General features: G+C 75.4%; 19 protein-coding genes and 1 other RNA gene. 17 read left to right on the top strand and 3 right to left on the bottom strand.

Annotated features, from left to right (window positions below):
* Positions 1 to 64: 64 nt before the first annotated feature.
* Both AB0637_RS12835 and AB0637_RS12830 read right to left on the bottom strand, forming a co-directional pair.
* Positions 65 to 577, bottom strand: coding sequence for a GNAT family N-acetyltransferase (locus tag AB0637_RS12835; protein ID WP_366172684.1), 513 nt, complete (start codon positions 575 to 577; stop codon positions 65 to 67).
* Positions 574 to 4,437, bottom strand: coding sequence for an FtsK/SpoIIIE domain-containing protein (locus AB0637_RS12830; protein ID WP_366172682.1), 3,864 nt, complete (start codon positions 4,435 to 4,437; stop codon positions 574 to 576). The genes AB0637_RS12835 and AB0637_RS12830 overlap by 4 nt, the downstream gene beginning before the upstream one ends.
* A gap of 143 nt (positions 4,438 to 4,580) precedes the next feature.
* On the opposite strand from AB0637_RS12830, the gene AB0637_RS12825 reads away from it, so the two are divergent.
* From AB0637_RS12825 to AB0637_RS12745, 17 genes are all read left to right on the top strand, one after another.
* Positions 4,581 to 5,810, top strand: coding sequence for an ATPase, T2SS/T4P/T4SS family (locus tag AB0637_RS12825; protein WP_366172680.1), 1,230 nt, complete (start codon positions 4,581 to 4,583; stop codon positions 5,808 to 5,810).
* A gap of 14 nt (positions 5,811 to 5,824) precedes the next feature.
* Entirely contained in the window at positions 5,825 to 6,661 is an 837-nt protein-coding gene (locus tag AB0637_RS12820) for a type II secretion system F family protein (protein WP_366172678.1), read from the top strand.
* On the top strand, positions 6,658 to 7,524 hold the full coding sequence (locus tag AB0637_RS12815) for a type II secretion system F family protein (protein WP_366172676.1): 867 nt from the start codon (positions 6,658 to 6,660) through the stop codon (positions 7,522 to 7,524). Before AB0637_RS12820 ends, AB0637_RS12815 begins: the two co-directional genes overlap by 4 nt.
* Before the next feature lie 59 nt (positions 7,525 to 7,583).
* A complete protein-coding gene (locus AB0637_RS12810) occupies positions 7,584 to 7,745 on the top strand; it encodes a hypothetical protein (RefSeq protein ID WP_366172674.1) in 162 nt (53 codons plus the stop codon).
* Positions 7,742 to 8,140 carry a TadE family protein gene (locus tag AB0637_RS12805; RefSeq protein WP_366172672.1) on the top strand — a complete coding sequence of 133 codons (399 nt, stop codon included), beginning with the start codon at positions 7,742 to 7,744 and terminating at the stop codon, positions 8,138 to 8,140. Before AB0637_RS12810 ends, AB0637_RS12805 begins: the two co-directional genes overlap by 4 nt.
* Positions 8,137 to 8,544: a pilus assembly protein gene (locus AB0637_RS12800; RefSeq protein WP_366172670.1), complete on the top strand. Its 408-nt coding sequence runs from the start codon at positions 8,137 to 8,139 to the stop codon at positions 8,542 to 8,544. Before AB0637_RS12805 ends, AB0637_RS12800 begins: the two co-directional genes overlap by 4 nt.
* Positions 8,541 to 8,975 (top strand): pilus assembly protein TadG-related protein, encoded by a 435-nt coding sequence (locus AB0637_RS12795; protein ID WP_366172668.1) that lies wholly within the window; start codon positions 8,541 to 8,543, stop codon positions 8,973 to 8,975. The genes AB0637_RS12800 and AB0637_RS12795 overlap by 4 nt, the downstream gene beginning before the upstream one ends.
* A gap of 19 nt (positions 8,976 to 8,994) precedes the next feature.
* A complete protein-coding gene (locus AB0637_RS12790; RefSeq protein ID WP_366172666.1) occupies positions 8,995 to 9,666 on the top strand; it encodes an SDR family oxidoreductase in 672 nt (223 codons plus the stop codon).
* A gap of 50 nt (positions 9,667 to 9,716) precedes the next feature.
* A complete protein-coding gene (gene prfB / locus AB0637_RS12785; RefSeq protein WP_366172709.1) occupies positions 9,717 to 10,781 on the top strand; it encodes a peptide chain release factor 2 in 1,065 nt (354 codons plus the stop codon).
* A gap of 42 nt (positions 10,782 to 10,823) precedes the next feature.
* Positions 10,824 to 11,513 (top strand): cell division ATP-binding protein FtsE, encoded by a 690-nt coding sequence (ftsE, locus tag AB0637_RS12780; protein ID WP_366172664.1) that lies wholly within the window; start codon positions 10,824 to 10,826, stop codon positions 11,511 to 11,513.
* Positions 11,513 to 12,418, top strand: coding sequence for a permease-like cell division protein FtsX (gene ftsX / locus AB0637_RS12775; RefSeq protein WP_366172662.1), 906 nt, complete (start codon positions 11,513 to 11,515; stop codon positions 12,416 to 12,418). Before ftsE ends, ftsX begins: the two co-directional genes overlap by 1 nt.
* A gap of 42 nt (positions 12,419 to 12,460) precedes the next feature.
* Positions 12,461 to 12,931, top strand: coding sequence for an SsrA-binding protein SmpB (gene smpB, locus AB0637_RS12770; protein ID WP_366172660.1), 471 nt, complete (start codon positions 12,461 to 12,463; stop codon positions 12,929 to 12,931).
* Between the two features lie 19 nt (positions 12,932 to 12,950).
* Entirely contained in the window at positions 12,951 to 14,666 is a 1,716-nt protein-coding gene (locus AB0637_RS12765) for a DUF2207 domain-containing protein (protein ID WP_366172658.1), read from the top strand.
* An 80-nt stretch (positions 14,667 to 14,746) separates the two neighbouring features.
* Positions 14,747 to 15,112, top strand: a transfer-messenger RNA (tmRNA) gene (gene ssrA / locus AB0637_RS12760).
* A gap of 103 nt (positions 15,113 to 15,215) precedes the next feature.
* Positions 15,216 to 15,917, top strand: coding sequence for an ABC transporter ATP-binding protein (locus tag AB0637_RS12755; protein WP_366172656.1), 702 nt, complete (start codon positions 15,216 to 15,218; stop codon positions 15,915 to 15,917).
* The gene (locus tag AB0637_RS12750) at positions 15,914 to 17,230 is read left to right on the top strand and encodes a hypothetical protein (RefSeq protein ID WP_366172654.1); all 1,317 of its coding nucleotides are present in this window, start codon (positions 15,914 to 15,916) and stop codon (positions 17,228 to 17,230) included. Before AB0637_RS12755 ends, AB0637_RS12750 begins: the two co-directional genes overlap by 4 nt.
* A gap of 137 nt (positions 17,231 to 17,367) precedes the next feature.
* Positions 17,368 to 18,210 carry a sensor domain-containing diguanylate cyclase gene (locus AB0637_RS12745; protein ID WP_366172652.1) on the top strand — a complete coding sequence of 281 codons (843 nt, stop codon included), beginning with the start codon at positions 17,368 to 17,370 and terminating at the stop codon, positions 18,208 to 18,210.
* On the opposite strand, the gene AB0637_RS12740 is transcribed toward AB0637_RS12745, so the two are convergent.
* Positions 18,131 to 18,481, bottom strand: coding sequence for a hypothetical protein (locus AB0637_RS12740; protein WP_366172650.1), 351 nt, complete (start codon positions 18,479 to 18,481; stop codon positions 18,131 to 18,133). The two genes, AB0637_RS12745 and AB0637_RS12740, sit on opposite strands and share 80 nt — an antisense overlap.
* Positions 18,482 to 18,494 lie beyond the last annotated feature (13 nt).

Genomic DNA, 18,494 nt, shown 5'->3' with positions numbered 1-18,494 from the left:
GGGTCCTTCCGGGGCCGAGTTCGACAGGGTCTGCTGCTCAACGTACAAGCGTGACCACGTTAGGTCACGACCGGGGCGGGGCGTCGCCACCGAGCGTCACGAGCTGCTCCCCGTCGAGGCGCCAGACCGTCCAGTCGTCCTCCGGGCGCGCCCCCAGCGCGCGGTAGAAGGCGTGCGCGGGGGTGTTCCAGTCGAGCACCCAGAACTCCAGGCGGCCGAAGCCGCGCTCGGCGCAGATCCGGCCCAGCTCGGCGAAGAAGGCGGACCCGATGCCGCCGCGGCGGTGCTCGGGGCGCACGTAGAGGTCCTCCAGCCACATGCCCTGCCGGCCGAGCCAGGTGGAGAACGTCGTGTACCAGAGGGCCATCCCCACGACCTCGGGCCGGCCGTCCACGTCGACCTCGGCGACGACGCAGCCGATGCCCGTCCCCGGCTGCAACGCACGGGCGAAGTCCTCCGCCGTGGCCTTCGCCGCGTCCGGTTCGCGTTCGTACTCGGCCAGCTCCCGGACCAGCCCCGCGATCGCGGCGCCGTCCTCCGGAGTCGCGGGGCGGAGGGACGCGCCGGGGGTAGTCACACGACCACGGTAGGGCAGCCCGGCACGCCGACCCGCACGCTGGTCCAGACCCCGTCGCGCACGACGAAACCCGCCCCCGGGCCGCGTCCGGGCGCGGCCACCGGTCGGCGGCCGACGACCTCCGCCGGGACGTGGTCCGCCCGGCCGAGCAGGACCGTCGTCCGCTGCAGGCCGCGGGCCAGCGCCCCGAGACCGCGGAAGCTGCCGGTGAGCTCCTGCCCTTCCCCGGCGACGGCGACGCGCGCGGCACCGCCCGCCTGCAGCGCCGCCACGACGACGTCCTCCACCCCGTCGGGCAGCGGGCGGCAGACGTCGTCGACGAGGACGAGCCGGCCCGCGGTGAGCGCCGCCCGCACGCCGGCCACGTCGGTGTCCCGGGCCCAGACGCTGCCCGGTTCCCGGGCGGCGAGGGCGCGCAGCGCGGTCGTCCGTCCGCTGCCGGGTGGGCCCGCCACGAGCAGGACGGGGTCGACGAGCACGGTCACGGGCCCGGCGTCGTCCCCGCCGCGCCCGAGGACGAGACCGTCGGCCTCCGGGAGCGGGCACCGCCGGGGCAGCGGCGCCACCGCCAGCCGGGCGGGCCGACCGGGGGCGGGAGGCCCCGGCAGGGCGACCTGGACCTCGGTGGCCCGGCCGTCGACGACCAGCAGACCCCGACCCGGCGGTGCGGCGCGGGGTACGTCCGCCGGACGCACCCCGAGCAGGGCCGCGTCCCCCCGGTCCGCGGTGCGCAGCAGGACGACCTGACCGGCGCTCGCGGCGACCGCGCCCGTGAGGCTCTGCCGGTCGCCGGCCACGACGACGCGGACCCCGGCGCTCGACCCCTCCCGCAGCAACCGCAGGAGCGGGTCGACCGCGGCGACGGGGTCGGCCGCGGCCAGCGCGCCCGACCACGCCTCCCAGCCGTCCACGACGAGCAGCAGCAGCCCGGGCGGCGCGGCGCCGTCGGCGCGCCGGGCGTCGACCTCGGCCTGCAGCCGCTCCAGCAGGCGGCCGGCCCGCCACACCTCGTCGCGGCCGACGACGGAGCCCGTTCCCCCCGTCCCCACCAGGTCGCGCAACCCGCCCCCCGCGTCCAGGACGTGGACCTCGACGTCGTCGCGCTGCCCGGCCTCGACGACGAGGCGCCGCAGCAGGGTCGTGCGTCCGCTGCGGACCCCACCCACCACGAGCAGGTGCGACCCGGCGTCCAGGTCCCAGGCCGCCACCGCACGGTCCTGGCGGTCGGGCCGGTCCGCCAGCCCCCAGGTCAACCCCCGGGAGTCGCCGCGCGGGGCGGCGCCGGGGTCGAGCACGGCCGGCAGCGGCGGCAGCCACGGGGCGGGCGGTCGCGGCCGGCCCTCGGCGGCGGCCCGGACCGTCGCGACGAGGCCGGGGAGGTCGTCGACCTCGTCCCGGGGTCCGGCCGCCGGGGCGAGGAGGTCGACCGCCTCCACCGCCACCCCGGCCCGCGCCGGTCCGCGCAACCGCGCCACCTGGAACGGTCGCGCACCGGAGCTGCCGGACCGCAGGAGGGCGCGGCCGGGGACGGTGAAGGCCGCGGGGCGGGGGTCACCCACGACGTCCTCGGCGTCGGCCCGGTCCTGGACGCGCAGCGCGAGGCGCAGATCGGTGTTCGCGCGGATCTCCGGGCTGACGACCCCGGCCGGGCGCTGGGTGGCCAGGACCAGGTGCACACCCAGCGAGCGGCCGACGGCGGCCAGGCGCACGAGGCCGTCGACGAAGTCGGGGACCTCCTGGGCGAGCACCCGGAACTCGTCGACGACCACCACGAGCCGGGCCAGCGTCCCCGGCGGCAGCGCCGCGACGTCGCTCGCCCCCGCGGCCGCCAGGACCCGCTCGCGGCGGGTCACCTCGGCGCGCAGGCTGCGCAGAACGCGGGTGGCGAGCTGGTCGTCGAGGTCCGTCACGAGCCCCGCGACGTGCGGCAGGCCCACGCACCCGCCGAACGCCGCCCCGCCCTTGTAGTCGACGAGGACGAACTGCAGCCGCTCCGGTCCGCTGCCGAGCGCCAGCGCGAGGACGAGCGTGGTGAGCAGCACCGACTTGCCCGCGCCGGTGGTCCCCGCCAGCAGCGTGTGCGGCCCGTCCCGGACGAGGTCGACGACGACGGCCCCCGCGGCGTCCGCCCCGACGACGGCCGGCAGACCGGCCGGGGGCGCGTCCCACGTCCGCTGCAGCGCGTCGGGTCCGGGGCGGCCCGTGAGGTCGAGCAGGTGGACGTCGTCCGGGAGCGCGCCGGTCGCGGGTGTCCCGGCGTCGCGCAGCGGCGCGGCCGCGCGGGCCAGCTGCAGCGCCCAGTCCTCCCCGACGCCGTCCGGGCGGACGGGCTGGTCCGTTCCCGCCGTCCGGACCGCGGGCTCCGTCGCCCCGAGGTCGACGACCGTCCGGCACGCCGGCGGCAGGTCGGCGCGCTGCGCACCGACGCAGACCGTGTGCACGCCGACGGCGGGGCCGTCGGTGAGCAGTTCGGCCAGGCGCGGGTCCGCGTGCCACCACACGACCGGGTCCAGGACCACCACGACGGCCGGCACCGTCGTCCCGGACGTGCGGGCGCGGAGCTCCGCGAGCGGGCCCGCGAGCAGGTCGCCGTCGGCGGCCGGCCCGCCGTGGTGGGGCAGCCAGTGCGCCCACTCCCACTCCGGCCCCGTGACGAGACGGACGTCCGCCGGCGACTGCCACGCGGCCAGCTGCGCGAGCCACCACCTGACGGCGGCCGCCACGCGCTCACCCGGGCCCGCGACGCCCACCGCCCCCGCGGCGAGGTCGACGAGCACGGGGACGTCGTCGAGCAGGGAGTCCGGACCCGCCCCGTCGCGCACGGTCGCGGTCGTCGCGGCGCACCGTCCGAACCCGACGCGGACCGTCAGGTGGTCGGCGTCCCCGGGGGAGCGGCGGAACACCCGCTCGCCCCGGCCCAGGACTTCGGCGAGGACCTCGTCGGCGCCCGGGTGCCGGGTCCGCCGCTCGGCCGTCTCCCGCACCAGCGCGGCGGCGTGCTCGGCCCGCACCGCCGCGCGAGCCTGCGCGAGGTCGGATGCCGCGCGCTGCGCCGCACGACGGTGGCGCCGGCGCTGGGTCCACCACTGCCCGCCCGCCACGACGGGGGAGGCCAGGCCCAGCAGCAGCGACAGCGGTGTCCACACGAGCGCGAGGACGACGGCGACGGCCAGCGGGACGAACAGGCCGAGCCAGGGCGGGCCGGGTTCCTCGGCCTCGGGGACCGGCGCGGGCCACGACCACGTCCGGGGCGCGGGGTCGGCCAGCAACCGGGGTGGCCGGTTCACCAGGACGTGGCCCTCGCCGTCGGGGTGCACGACGGCGGCCGCCACCGGGACCGGGCCGCGGCGCAGCACGGTGTCCCCGACCGCGAAGGACGCCCCCGGCGCGAGGGGGAACTCCACCGCCCACGGCGCGGAGTCGTCACCCGTCCGCAGGAGCCGGGTTCCGTTGAGCGAGGCGAGGTCACGGACGGTCGTCCCGACCTCGGGGTCGACGCGGAGTTCGGCGTGCCGGCGGGAGACCGCTGGATCGCCCACCGCGACCGCCGCCGTGGCGCGGCCGACGACGTGGGCTCCCGGGGGGAGGGTGAACCGTTCCCCGGAGTCCGGACCGGCCGCCACGAGGAGTTCGAGACCGCCGGTGCCGGCTCGGTCCGCAGGCGTCGGCGGCCAGCACGCCCCCTCGAGCAGGGGCGGGAACCCCAGCACGGTGGCGGCGGGCAGGTTCCACGCCTCCTCCCAGTCCGGCGGCCACGGGCCGGTCACCTCCTCGAACTGCTCCCGGGCGGCCGCGACTGTCGTCCCCGCGGGGACCTCGACGAGCACGTCCACCCCCAGCACGGTCATCCGGAACGGCACCTGCGGAGCCTCGCACGGACCTGCGACAGCACCGGTCCTCCGTCCACAGGAAGGCGTCCACGGGGGAGTTGTCCACATCACCCGAACGCCGATCCGCGGGTTTCCCCTACCGTGCCTGCAGTCGGGACGGGGGGAGGTGCGCAGTGGACGCGGTACGACTGGTCGAGGACGAGGTGCGGGCGCAGGTGCGCCGCCGGATCGCGGCGGGGAACTTCCGCGGTGACGCGGCGGAACTGCGGTCCCTCGTCGACGCCGTCGTCCTCGACTACGACCTGCGCTCGCTCGACGGGTCGCTGCCGGGGTTGCCCGACCGGCAGGACGCGGTGCGCGAGGTCGTCGCCGCGGTGTCGGGTTTCGGTCCGCTGCAACGCTACTTCGACGACCCCGAGGTCGAGGAGATCTGGATCAACGAACCCGGCAAGGTGTTCGTCGCGCGTGGTGGGGTCGCAGAACTCACGACGACGATCCTCGACGAGGAGACCGTGGCCGAACTCGTCGAGCGGATGCTCGCCAGCAGCGGGCGGCGGGTCGACCTGTCCTCACCGTTCGTCGACGCCTCGCTGCCGGACGGTTCGCGCCTGCACGTGGTGATCCCCGACGTGACGCGGCGGCACTGGGCGGTGAACGTGCGCCGGTTCGTCGTGCGCGCGCGCCGGCTGGAGGACCTCGTGGCGCTGGGTTCGCTGACGGCGTCCGCCGCGCGGTTCCTCGCCGCGGCGGTGGCGGCGGGGTTGAACGTCCTCGTCTCGGGTGGGACGCAGGCTGGGAAGACGACGTTGCTGAACTGCCTGCTCGCCGCGGTCCCGGCCCACCAGCGCGTCGTCACCTGCGAAGAGGTCTTCGAACTGCAACTGCAGAACCGCGACGTCGTCGCCATGCAGTGCCGGCAACCGAACCTCGAGGGTCGTGGGGAGATCCCGTTGCGGCGGCTCGTCAAGGAGGCGCTGCGGATGCGGCCGGACCGGCTCGTCGTCGGCGAGGTGCGGCAGGCCGAGAGCCTGGACCTGCTCATCGCCCTGAACTCCGGGTTGCCGGGGGCGGCGACCGTCCACGCGAACTCCGCCGCCGACGCCGTCGCGAAGATGTGCACCCTGCCGCTGCTGGCCGGTGAGAACGTCACGAGCGGTTTCGTCGTGCCGGCCGTCGCGGCCAGCGTCGACCTCGTCGTGCACGCCGCGCTCGACCCGACGGGCCGGCGGCGTGTCCGTGAGGTCCTCGCCGTTCCCGGCCGTGTCGAGGGCGGCGTCGTGGAGACCGCCGAGGTGTTCGGAACCCGCGGTGGGGAACTGGTCCGCGGCACGGGCTGGCCACCGCACCGGGACCGCTTCGAGCGGGCGGGTTTCGACCTCGCCGACCTGCTGGGGGCCTGCTGATGGACGGGGTCCGGGTGGGCGCCCTCCTCGGGATCGGGGTGTTCTGCGTGTGGTGGTCCTGCTGGGTCCGCCCGCCGCGGGTGCGCCGGCCCCGTCACCGGGTGCGCGCGCTCCTCGATGCGGCGGGCTGGCCGGACGTCCCGGCCGCCGCCGTGCCGCTCGGGTGCCTCCTCGCCGCGGTCGTCGCCGGGTCCACCGCGCTCGCGCTCACGGGGGTTCCGGCCCTCGGGGTCGGGGCCTGCGTCGCCGCCGCGTGGGCGCCACCCGCGGTCCTGCGCCACCGCGCCGGGCGGTTCGCGCAGGAGGCGTCGGCCCAGTGGCCCGACGCCGTCGACGCGATGACGGCCTCGGTGCGGGCGGGCGCCACCCTGCCCGAGGCCGTGGCGCTGCTCGCCGTGCGCGGGCCCGTCCGGCACCGTCCGGCGTTCGCCCGCTTCGCCGCGGCGCACCGCGCCAGCGGGTCCTTCGAGGCCGGGCTCGACCGGTTGCGCCAGGAGATCGCCGACCCCGCCTTCGACCGCCTGGCCGCCACCCTGCGGATGACGCGCCAGGTCGGGGGCAGCGACCTCGGCTCGACGCTGCGGACGTTCTCGGGGTACCTGCGCGAGGACGCCCGCACCCGCGGGGAACTGCAGGCCCGGCAGAGCTGGACGGTCTCGGCCGCCCGGCTGGCCGTCGCGGCCCCCTGGATCGTGCTCGCGCTCCTCGCGACCCGGCCGGGGACCCTGGTCGCCTTCGCCGACGGCACGGGGGCGTTCGTCCTGGGCGGCGGTGCCGCCCTGACCCTCGGCTCCTACCGGCTCATGCTCCGGCTCGGCCGGTTGCCCGCACCCCGGCGGGTGCTCGCGTGACCGGGGCGGTCCTCGGGTTGCTCGCCGGGTGCGGTCTGCTCCTCGTGCTGGCCGGGGTCCCCGTGGGCCGGTCCGTCCCGCTGCACGCCCGCGTCCTGCCGTACCTCGAACCCGGACGGGCCGACCGCCGGGACCTGCTGCGGCGCACGGCGACGCTGCTGGGGCGACGGCTCGGTGCGGGTCGCACGGTCGCCGAACGGCTGGCCGTGCTAGACCCCGTGACCGACGGCACCGACCGGGTGCCCGGTCACCGTGCCGAGCAGGTGCTGTGGGCCTGCGCCGCCACCGCGGTCGGTCTCCTGCTCGCCGTCCTCGCCGCGGGGGCGAACCCGTTGGCCGTCCTGGCCGCGATGCTCGTCGGGGCCAGCGGCGGGGTCCTCGGCCGGGACGCCGTGCTCGACGCGGCCGTCCGCCGCCGTCGGGCCGAACTCGTGGCGGAGCTGCCCGCGGTCGCGGAACTGCTGGCCCTGTCGGTGGCGGCGGGGGAGAACGTCGCCGCCGCCCTCGAACGGGTCGCCGCCGGACGCGGGCCGCTCTGCGAGGGGCTGCGCGGCGCCCTGGGGCGCGTCCGCACGGGCACCCCGCTGCTCGACGCCCTCACGACGCTGGCCGGCCGGTGGCAGGTGCCGCCCTTCACCCGCTGCGTCGACGCCGTCTGCGTCGCGGTGGAGTCCGGCAGCCCGCTCGCGGAGGTCCTGCGCGCGCAGGCCGCCGACGCCCGGGACGCCGAGCACCGCCGGCTGACGGAGGCGGGTGGCCGGGCCGAGGTCCGCATGCTCGTGCCCGTCGTCTTCGGGATCCTCCCGACCGTCGTCGTCTTCGCCGTCTACCCCGGGCTGGCCCAGCTCCAGCTCGACCACTGAGACCCGACCACCGGAACCCCGAGAAACACGAAACCCCGAGAAGAAGAGGAAGAGGCCCCGTGCTGAAGGACCTGACCACCGACGACCGAGGCGACGTGCCCGGCTGGGTGCTCGTGACGATCATGACCGCCGGTCTCGTCGTCGGGCTGTGGGCCGTCGCGGGCCCCCGGCTCGCCGCCCTGTTCACCACCGCGATGGACGCGGTCGTGACCCAGTTGTGAACCGGCCGCCCACCGGTGGCCGCGACGAGGGCTCGGCGGTGGCGGAGTTCGCCGCCGTCGCCGGGCTCCTCTCGCTGCTGTTCGCCGCCGTCGTGCAGCTCGCCGTCGTCCAGCACGTCCGTGCCACGGCCGCCGACTGCGCGGGGGAGGGGGCGCGCTTCGGCGCGCTGCGGGGCAACTCACCCGCCGACGGTGCGCAGCGCACGCGGGACCTGCTGTCCGCCTCGCTCTCGCCCCGTTTCGCCCAGGCCGTCACGGCCCGCGTCGTGCGGGTCGGTGCCGTCCCGGTGGTCGAGGTCGACGTCGCCGCCCCGTTGCCGGTCCTCGGGCTGCTCGGACCGGGGCGCGGTCTCGCGGTCCGCGGCCACGCCCTGGTCGAGGGGACGGCCCCGTGAGGGACGAGGGCAGCGCCGCGGTGGAGTTCCTGGCCGTCGGCCTGCTCCTGCTCGTCCCGCTCGTCTACCTCGTGCTCGTCCTCGGGCGCGTGCAGGCCGCGACGTTCGCGGCCGGGTCGGGTGCGGCCGAGGCCTCGCGTCTCCTGGCCACGGGGGCGGCGCCCGCGGACGCCGAGGCGGCCGTGGCGCTGGCGGTCACCGACCAGGGGGTGGCGCCGCGGACGGCCCGGCTCACGGTCACCTGCAGCGCCGACCCCTGCCACACCCGCGAGGCGACCGTGGCCGCGACGGTCCGCGTCGACGTCCCGCTGCCGCTCGTGCCGTCCGTCGCCCGCGACGTCGTCCCGCTGCAGGTCCCCGTCAGCGTCCGGCGGGGGGCCGTCGTCGACCGGTTCGCGCCGTGAGCACTCCCCGCGACGAGGGCCGGATCACCCTGCTGGCGCTCGCCTTCGGGCTCCTCGCGACGGTCCTGGTCCTCGTCGTGACATCGGCCTCGGCGGTGCACCTGCAGCGCACCGAGCTCTACGCGCTGTCGGACGCGGCCGCCCGGGACGCCGCCGACGCCCTCGACGAAGACCGCTACTACGCGGGGAGGCGCGACGCCGGGGAGGGAGTGCCGCTGACCCGCGCCTCGGTGCGGGACAGCGTGCAGGCCTACGTCGCCGCCCACGCCCCCGGGGTCGAGGTCGGCGCGGGCACCGGCACGACGGACGGCCGCGCGGCCCGCGTCGAACTCGTCCGGGTGAGCACGCCCCCGTTCGCGGCGTTCCTCCCGGCGCGCTTCGCGACCGTCCGCCTCGTCGCCCGGTCCACCGCGGTGGCCGACCTGCGGTGAGCGTGTCAGCGTGTGCCGCGTGGAGCTTCGAGACGCAGGAGTCCTGGTCACGGGTGCAGGCGGCGGACTGGGCCGGCCCCTGGTGCAGGGGTTGCTGGCCGCCGGCGCCCGGGTGGTCGTGAGCGGGCGGACGGCCCCGGTGGTCGAGGGCACGCACGCCGTCGCCGCCGACCTGCGGCTGCCGGGCGAGCCCGAACGGCTCGTCGAGGAGGCCGTCGCCCACCTCGGTCGGCTGGACGGTCTCGTGCACGCCGCCGGGGTCGTCGCCTTCGGCCCGGCCGTCGAGGCCGACGACGACCTGCTCGACGAGCTCTTCCTCGCCGACGCGATCGGCCCCGTGCGCCTGCTGCGGGCTGCCGTCCCGCACCTGCGGGAGGGGAAGGACGCGTTCGCGGCCGTCGTCACGGCCGTCGTGGCGGAGAAGCCGCAGGCCGGCATGGCGCCCTACTCGGCGGCCAAGGCGGCGCTGTCGTCCTTCGTCACGGCCCTGGCGCGCGAGGAGCGCTCGAGGGTCCGCGTCCTGGACGTCCGCCCCCCGCACACCGAGACCGGCCTGGCCACGCGACCCGTCGCGGGCTCGGCTCCGAAGCTGCCGAAGGGCCTGGACCCGCAGGTCGTGGCCGACCGGATCCTCCGAGCGATCACCGAGGGTGAGCGGGAGCTGCCGTCCGGGGCCTTCTCGCAGACGTAGACTCGTCCGTCGTGGCCATCGACTTCACCGCCGAGATCTCTGCCCTCCGCATGACGTACGCGTCCATCCGGGAGGTGTCGGACCTCGAAGGCCTGCGCAAGGAACTGGCCGACCTCAACGACCAGGCTGCGGCGCCGGACCTGTGGGACGACCCCGACACGGCTCAGGGCGTGACGAGCCGGTTGTCCTCGATCCAGGCCGAGCTGGAGCGCATCGAGAAGATGGGCGGGCGCATCGACGACCTCGAGGTGCTCGTCGAGCTGGCCGAGTCCGAGCACGACGCGGACACCCTGGCCGAGGCAGAGGAGGAGCTCGCGGGCATCCGCAAGTCCCTCGAGGAGCTCGAGGTCCGCACGCTGCTGTCCGGGGAGTACGACCCGCGCGAGGCGCTCGTGACGATCCGCGCCGAGGCCGGGGGCGTCGACGCCGCCGACTTCGCGCAGATGCTCATGCGCATGTACCTGCGCTGGGCCGAGCGCCACGGCTACAAGAGCGAGGTGTACGACACCTCCTACGCCGAGGAGGCGGGCATCAAGTCGGCGACGTTCAAGGTCGCCGCGCCCTACGCCTACGGCACCCTCAGCGTCGAGCAGGGCACCCACCGCCTCGTGCGCATCTCGCCCTTCGACAACCAGGGCCGGCGGCAGACGTCGTTCGCCGGCGTCGAGGTCCTGCCCGTCGTGGCCGAGACCGACCACATCGAGGTGCCCGAGAACGACGTCCGCGTCGACGTCTACCGCTCCTCGGGCCCGGGTGGGCAGTCGGTCAACACCACCGACTCCGCGGTCCGCCTCACGCACCTGCCGACGGGCATCGTCGTCACCTGCCAGAACGAGAAGTCGCAGCTGCAGAACAAGGCCGCGGCCATGCGCGTCCTGCAGGCCAAGCTGCTGGAGAAGGCGCGCAAGGACCGCCAGGCCGAACTCGACGCCCTCAAGGGCGAGGACTCCGGCTCGTGGGGCAACCAGATGCGCTCCTACGTCCTGCAGCCCTACAAGATGGTCAAGGACCTGCGCACCAACTTCGAGGTCGGCAACACCGACGGCGTCTTCGACGGGGAGATCGACAGCTTCCTCGACGCGGGCATCCGCTGGCGTCGGCAGCGCGAGGCCTGAGCCCGGCGCTCACGCTGAGCCACAGACCATAGGGTGGGAGTGATGATCACCTTCGAGCACGTCAGCAAGTCCTACGGCGAGGGGCACCGCCCCGCGCTCGCCGAGGTGACCCTCCAGATCGACAAGGGCGACTTCGTCTTCCTCGTCGGACCGTCGGGATCGGGCAAGTCCACGTTCCTGCGGCTGGTGCTGAAGGAGGAGAAGGCGAGCACGGGCTCGGTCCAGGTGAACGGTCGCGACGTCGGCCGGCTCCGCTCCTGGAAGGTCCCGCAGCTGCGCCGCTCCATCGGCGTCGTCTTCCAGGACTTCCGGCTGCTGGCGGACAAGTCGGTCTACGAGAACGTCGCGTTCGCCCTGCAGGTGCTCGGCAAGCCGCGGCACGTCATCGCCCAGACCGTCCCGGAGACGCTGGGGCTGGTCGGCCTGTCCGGCAAGGAGAAGCGCCGGCCGCACGAGCTGTCCGGGGGTGAGCAGCAGCGCGTGGCGATCGCGCGCGCGTTCGTCAACCGGCCGGCGATCCTGCTGGCCGACGAGCCCACCGGGAACCTCGACCCCGAGACGAGCGTCGGGATCATGAAGCTGCTGGACCGCATCAACCGCACGGGGACGACCATTCTCATGGCCACGCACGACGACGACATCGTCGACCAGATGCGCAAGCGCGTCGTCGAGCTGCGCGACGGCCGCGTCGTGCGCGACGAGGACCGCGGCGTCTACGGATCGGGCCGCTGATGCGTCTGGGGTTCGTCCTCGGCGAGATGGCCACGGGCCTGCGCCGCAACTTCACCATGTCGGTCGCCGTCGTCCTCGTGACGATGGTCTCCCTGTTCTTCTTCGGGACCGGGCTGCTCGTGCAGAAGCAGGTCGGCATCCTCAAGGGCGAGTGGTACGACCGCGTCCAGGTCTCCGTCTTCCTCTGCGGGGACAGCTCCCCGGTCCAGCGCTGCCCCGGCGGGACGATCACGGATGCCCAGCGCGACACCCTGCGCGAGCAGCTGCAGGCCGACCCGCGGGTCCAGCGCGTCTACTACGAGTCCCAGCAGCAGGCGCTGGAGAACTTCAAGAAGACCTCGGTCCCGGCGGTCACGGACAACCTCACGCCCGACCAGCTGCCCGAGTCCTTCCGCGTGCGCCTCGTCGACCCCCAGCAGTACAAGGAGGTCAGCGCCGACTACGCCACCGTCGCCGGCGTGGAGGACGTGCCCGACCAGCGCGCGATCCTGCAGCCGCTGTTCACGGTGCTCGACGTCGCGACGAACATCGCGCTCGGCCTGGCCGCGCTCATGCTCCTGTGCTCGATGATGCTGGTCTCGACGACCATCCGGCTCACGGCCTTCAGCCGCCGCCGGGAGACGACGATCATGCGGCTCGTCGGGGCGTCCCGGGCGCTCATCCAGCTGCCCTTCGTGCTCGAGGGCGTCGTGGCCAGCCTCATCGGCGGCGTGCTGGCCTCCGGTGCGCTCTGGGGCATGGTCAACTTCGGTGTCGCGCGCCTGCAGAACCGGCCGGGCTTCACGACGCGCCTCATCGACACGTCCGACGTCATCACCCAGACCGGGCCGATCATCATCGGGGTCGGCGTGGTCTTCGCGATCATCGCCTCCCTGTTCAGCCTGCGCCGCTGGCTCAAGGTCTAGACTGGAGGGCTCACCAGCCACCCAGGGTCCAGGAGGGACGACGTGCCGCGCGAAACCGGGCGCAAGGTCATCGCCAGCAACCGCAAGGCGCGCCACGACTACTTCATCGACGACGTCTACGAGGCGGGCGTCAGCCTCATGGGCACCGAGGTCAAGGCGCTGCGCATGGGCCGGGCCTCCCTCGTCGACGGGTTCGCCCACATCGACCGCGGCGAGATGTGGCTCGAGGGCGTCCACATCCCCGAGTACGTGCAGGGCACCTGGACGAACCACACGCCGCGGCGCAAGCGCAAGCTGCTGCTGCACCGCGCCGAGATCGACCGGTGGGCCGGCAAGGTGCGCGAGTCCGGCCTGACGATCGTGCCGCTCGCCCTCTACTTCGTCGACGGCCGCGTGAAGGTCGAGATCGGCCTGGCCCGAGGCAAGAAGAACTACGACAAGCGGCACACCCTGCGCGAACGGCAGGACCGCCGTGAGGCCGAACGGGCGATGTCCCAGCGGCAGCACCGCTGAGACCGGGCCGTCCGACACCGTGCGCAGTGCCCTGCTCGGCGTCCTCGGCGCGGCCGTCCTCGTGGCCGGGCCGATGGCCGTGCCCGCCGCCGCGGACGACGGCGAGCGCGTCGACCGGCTGAGCACCCAGCTCACCCTGGGCCGGGACGGCTCCCTCGCGGTCCGCGAGGAGATCACCTACGACTTCGGGTCCGACGGACACCACGGTCTCGAGCGGGTCATCCCGGTGCAGGCCCGGTACGACCAGACGCACGACCGCAGCTACCCGGTCCGCGACCTCCGCGTCAGCAGCCCGACGGGCGCGGCGAGCGCGGTGCAGACCGAGACCGACGGCGACCTGCTCGACGTCAAGGTCGGCGACCCCGACCGCGACGACGTCACCGGTCGGCAGACCTACGTCCTCACCTACACCGTCCCGGCGGTCGCGGACGCGTTGCCCGACGGGTCGACGCAGATCGCGTGGGACGCCGTCGGCACGGGCTGGACGGTTCCCGTCGACCGGGCCGACGTGACGCTGAACGCCCCGGGGCAGGTGGGCGACGTCCGGTGCGTGCACGGCCCCGAGGGCAGCACGTCCCCGTGCACCGCGCAGGCGAACGGTGCGGGGGCGACGTACTCCGCCACCGACCTCGCCGACGGCGAGGGCGTCACCGTCTCCGCGGTCCTGCCCGCCGGCGCGCTGACCCCGGCCCCACCGCTGCTCGTGGACACCTTCAGCCCGGCCCGGGCCTTCGCGCTCACCCCGGCCTCGGTGGGTGGGGCCGGTGTGGTCCTGCTCGCCGGGCTCGCCACCGCTCTCGGTCTGCGGCGCCGCCGCGACCGCACGACGGGGCCGGCCTCCGTCGACGTCACCGGCCTGCCGCCCGGCGTCGTGGGCGCCGTCGTCCACGGCCACGCCCGGGACGAGGACGTCGTCGCGACGCTGCTGCACCTGGCCGAACGCGGCCACCTCACGATCACCGAGGTGCCCGGCCCCCAGGGCGAGGACGACGGCGAGGTCGAGGACTGGGCGCTGGAGCGCCGGACGACGACGGACAAGGCCTCCCGGGCCGAGCAGCGACTGCTCGCCACGCTCTTCGACGGGGGTGCGGACCGCACGACCCTGTCCGCCGTCCGCACCACCGCCCGCGCGGGCACCCAGCTCACCAAGGAGTTCCTCGAGGACGACGCGGTGGCTCGCGGGCTCTTCACCGCCCGCCCCTCCCGGGTGGTGCTGCGTCGGCTCGGGGTCGCGCTCCTCGTCGTCCTCGCCGGGGTGCTCGCGACCGTCGCGCTCGCCGTCTGGTCGACCTACGCCGTCGTCGGCCTCGCGGTCGTCGTCGTGGGGGTCGTCCTGGCGGGTGTGGCGACGGCGACGGCCGAACCCCGCACGCGCGCGGGCCTGGACGTCCGCTCCCGGGCCGACGACTTCCGCGGCGCCCTCGCCGGGGGCGCCGGTGAGCGCTCGACCCGGCTCCTGCCGTACGCCGTGGCCCTGGGCGCCACGCAGCAGTGGGCCGACGGTGCCCGGCTGCTGTCGAGCCCCGTGCCCGCACCGACCTGGTACGAGGGACGCGCCGCGAGCAGCTCGACCTTCAACGTCGCGCTCTTCGCCGGGTCGATGGGCGGCTTCTCCGCCAGCACGTCGGACGCCCTGACGGCCGCGCCGCCGTCGACGGCGAGCACGTCCGGCGGCAGCTACGGCGGCGGGTACACCGGGGGAGCGGCCGGCGGCGGGGGCGGCGGGTCCTGGTGACCGGGCCTCGTGAGGGGCCGACGGGGAATGCGGGCGACGGGCCCGCCGTTGCAGGGTAGGCTTGAGCTACAACTGAACATGGGGATGACAGGTTTCGACGTTGGTCGTCGAGCCAGGGGAAGCGGGTCGAGGATGCATGGTCATCTCGTCAACGATCCATGCAAACCAATAGGTGCCGATTCCAAGCGCACCGAGTTCGCCCTCGCCGCCTGAGCGAGTGCGACTCTGTCAGCCCGGGTGTGCTCCCGCCCCGGGTCCTGGCATCAGCTAGGGGGCTCACCTCTCACGGAGGTCGCGTACGTGAGAGGGACAATCAACGCGGCTGGGCCCGGCGGTGACATGCCTGTGTGAGCATCGGGGCCGAGCAGACCGCTGAACAGGATGCACCCGGAGAAGCCCTGGTACCACGCTGACGGACGCGGGTTCGATTCCCGCCATCTCCACCACCACCACCCGCCCGGGGGCCTACGCCCCCGGGCGGACGTGCGTCCGGCGGGTTCCGCCCGCGCTCCGACGCGGTGCGCGGGGCCGCCGCGGCAGGCTCGAACCATGGACATCCTCACCGCCCGCGGCCTCGTCATGGCCTACGGCCCCACCCGCGCCCTCGACGGTGTCGACGTCACCGTCCGCGCCGGGGAGTCGGTGGCCGTCATGGGCCCCTCGGGGTCGGGCAAGACCACCCTCCTGCACGTCCTCGCCGGCATCCTGCGCCCGACCGCCGGCGCCGTCGACCTCGCGGGCACCGACCTGCTCGCCCTCTCCGACGCCCAGCGGACCACACTGCGGCGCACCGACTTCGGCTTCGTCTTCCAGTCCGGCCAGCTGCTGTCCGAACTCCCCGCGGAGGAGAACGCCGCCCTGCCGCTCCTGCTGGCCGGGCAGTCGCGCGCCGCCGCGACCGAGCGCGCCGGGGGGCTGCTGCGCCGCCTCGGCCTCGCCGGGACCGAACGCCGCCGGCCGGGGGAGCTGTCGGGCGGGCAGGCGCAGCGCGTGGCCATCGCCCGGGCCCTCGTGGGTCGGCCCAAGGTCGTCTTCGCGGACGAGCCGACCGGTGCGCTGGACCAGGCGACGGGGAGAGAGGTCCTGGACCTCCTCACGTCGGTGGCCCGGGAGAACGGCGCCGCCCTCGTCGTCGTGACGCACGACGCGGGCGTCGCCCGCTGGTGCGACCGGACGCTCGCCATGCGCGACGGCCGCGTCGTGTCGGAGTTCTCGGCCCCCACCCCCTCCGGAGCCGGGGTGGCTCCGTGACCGCCGTGCGGCTGTGGTGGTCGCTGGCCCGGCACACCCACCGGGAGTCCCGGGTGCCGACGGTCCTGGCCGTGACCGCTTTCGCCGTCACGACGTGGGCGGTGCTCACGGTCGCCGGTGGCGTCCGGGCCTTCCAGGCGCGGGCCCAGCTGCCCGGCGCCGACCCCACCTACCCGTTCCTGTCGTGGGTCGCGGTGGCCCTCCTCGTCGTCCCGACCGCGACCCTCGGGGCCGCCGCGGCCCGGCTGACGATCGCCCGCCGCGACGAGCGGCTGGCGAAGCTGCGGCTGGCGGGGGCCACGAGCGCGCAGACGACGCTCGTCGCCCTCCTCGACGCCGGGGCGCAGGCTCTCGCGGGGGCGCTCGCCGGCGTCGTGCTCGACCTCCTCGCGCTGCCGGCCGTGGCGCTGCTGCGCTTCCAGGGCCGCAGCTTCGACATCGCCGAGCTGCGGCTGGGCGTCGCGCCCGTGCTCGCGACGGTCGGGGCCGTCCTCGCGGTGGCGCTGCTGTCGTGCGCGGTCAGCCTGCGCCGGGTCGCGATCAGCCCGTTGGGTGTGGCGCAGCGGTTGCCGCAGAAGGGGTTGAGCTGGGTCCGGGTGCTGCCCGTCCTGCTGCTCGGTGGCGGTTTCGTCGCCGCGTTCAACGCCGGCAGCGTGCTCTTCGGGTTCGGCGCCGCCGTGGGCGTGCTCGTCCTCGTCGGGCTGCTCGCGGGCACCTTCGCGGTCTTCAACCTCGTCGGGCCGCTCTTCGTCTCGCTGCTGGGGCGGGTGCTGGCCGCCCGCGCCCGCAGCGTCGAGACCCTGCTGGCCGCCCGGCGCATGGGGGAGGACCCGAAGTCGGTGTGGCGCAGCGTCGGGGGCGTCTCGCTCGTGACCTTCGTGGCCGGGTGCCTCAGCGTCGCCCCGGGGCTGACGTCCGGGCAGGACGGAGCCGACCGGCTCGGCGCGGACATCGGCACCGGGGCGGCGGTCACCCTCGTCATCTCCGCCGTGCTCGCCGCGGTCTCGACGGGCGTCACGCAGGCCTCGCGCGTCCTGGACTCCCGCGCCCGCTACCGGGGGCTGCACCTGGCGGGCACCGACCTCGACGTCCTGCACGCCGCCCGGGCGCGGGAGACGTGGATCCCGCTCGTCGTCACCATGGGTGGGGCGGCCGCGCTGTCGCTGCTCGTCGTGTCCCCGGTCCTGGGGCTCCTGCGCGCGGCGCCGGTCGGGGTCCTGTGGTTCGTCGGGTGCGCGGTGGGCGGGGCGGTCCTCGTCCTGCTCGCCGCCCGCGCGAGCCGGCCGCTGGTCACCGCGTGCGCCTCTCGGTGAGTCACCGGCGGACACGCTGCGTCGCAGCGTGTCCGCCGTGTCGGCGATGATCCGGCGCTGGGGAGGCCCGGTGTGCTCGTGGCTCGTACCTTCACAGGACACCGGTCGACCGGGCTGGGGACGCGAGGGGGAGCGCAGTGCAGGACGCCGACTACCGGCGCCTCGTGGAGGACTCGCCGCTGGCGACCGTCCTCGTCGACCGCGGACCCTCCGGGTGGCGCACGGCGTGGGCGAACCGCGCCGCCACCGACCTCTTCGACGGCCTGCTCGACCGGCCGCTGGCCGAGGTGGTGCACCCCGAGGACCTCGAGGACGTGGTGGCGACGCTGGACCGGGGGGTCCAGGACGACCGCACCGCGCACGAGTGGCGGTGGCGGGGTGCTGCGGGTCAGGACGTCACGGTCGAGGTGCTCGTGGGCAGCGCCGGGACGAGCGACGAGGCGCTGACGCTGTCGTGCTGGGACGTGACGCAGCACGTCGAGCGCACGCGCGACCTCGCCCACCGGGCCACCCACGACCGGCTGACGGGTCTGCCGACCCGTGAGCTGTTCGAGGACCGCTGGGAGCTGGCGCGGTCGCGGGCCCGACGCAGCGGTGACGTGCCCGTCATCGCGTTCTGCGACGTCGACGACCTCAAGCAGCTCAACGACGAGCACGGTCACCTCGTCGGGGACCAGGCCCTCGTGCGCATCGCCGAACGGCTGGCCCGGACCTCGCGGGCCGGGGACACGGTCGCGCGCTTCGGCGGGGACGAGTTCGTCGTCCTCGTGGAGGACACCGACGGCGACCCGCAGTCCCTCGGCCGGCGGCTGCGGGAGGCCGTCGCCGACGTGCCCGTCGAGCTGCCCGACCACCGCGAGCTCCCCGTGCGCTGCAGCGTGGGACTCGTCCAGGACGACCTCACGAGCTCGCCGGCCGAGGTCCTCGCGCGCGCCGACCGTCGCATGTACGAGGAGAAGCGCCGCCACCGCGACGCCTGAGGGTCGGCAGCCGGCGGTGGGCCAGCACGGTCCCCAGCTCGTGCAGCCGGCCGAGCCGGACGTGCTCGACGAGGTGGTGCACCTCGGCGGCCGTGAAACCGCCGCCGTACCAGAGCAGGGTCCCCTCCAGGCCCAGGCCGAGCTGGGCGCCCACGACGGGTGGGGCGCCGTCGAGGGCCACGAGGACCCCGTCGGGGGTCGTGCGGACGGCGGGCCGCAGCCGCGCGAGCAGCCCGACCTCCTCGGCGGGGACGAGCAGCCAGGTGTTCACCCCCAAGACTGTA

Origin of the sequence: Kineococcus sp. NPDC059986, from assembly GCF_040702905.1 — a bacterium.
In the GTDB taxonomy this organism is placed as follows: domain Bacteria; phylum Actinomycetota; class Actinomycetes; order Actinomycetales; family Kineococcaceae; genus Kineococcus.
The sequence above is the reverse complement of the archived record's forward strand: the minus strand, read 5'-3'. Positions and strand labels throughout refer to the sequence as shown.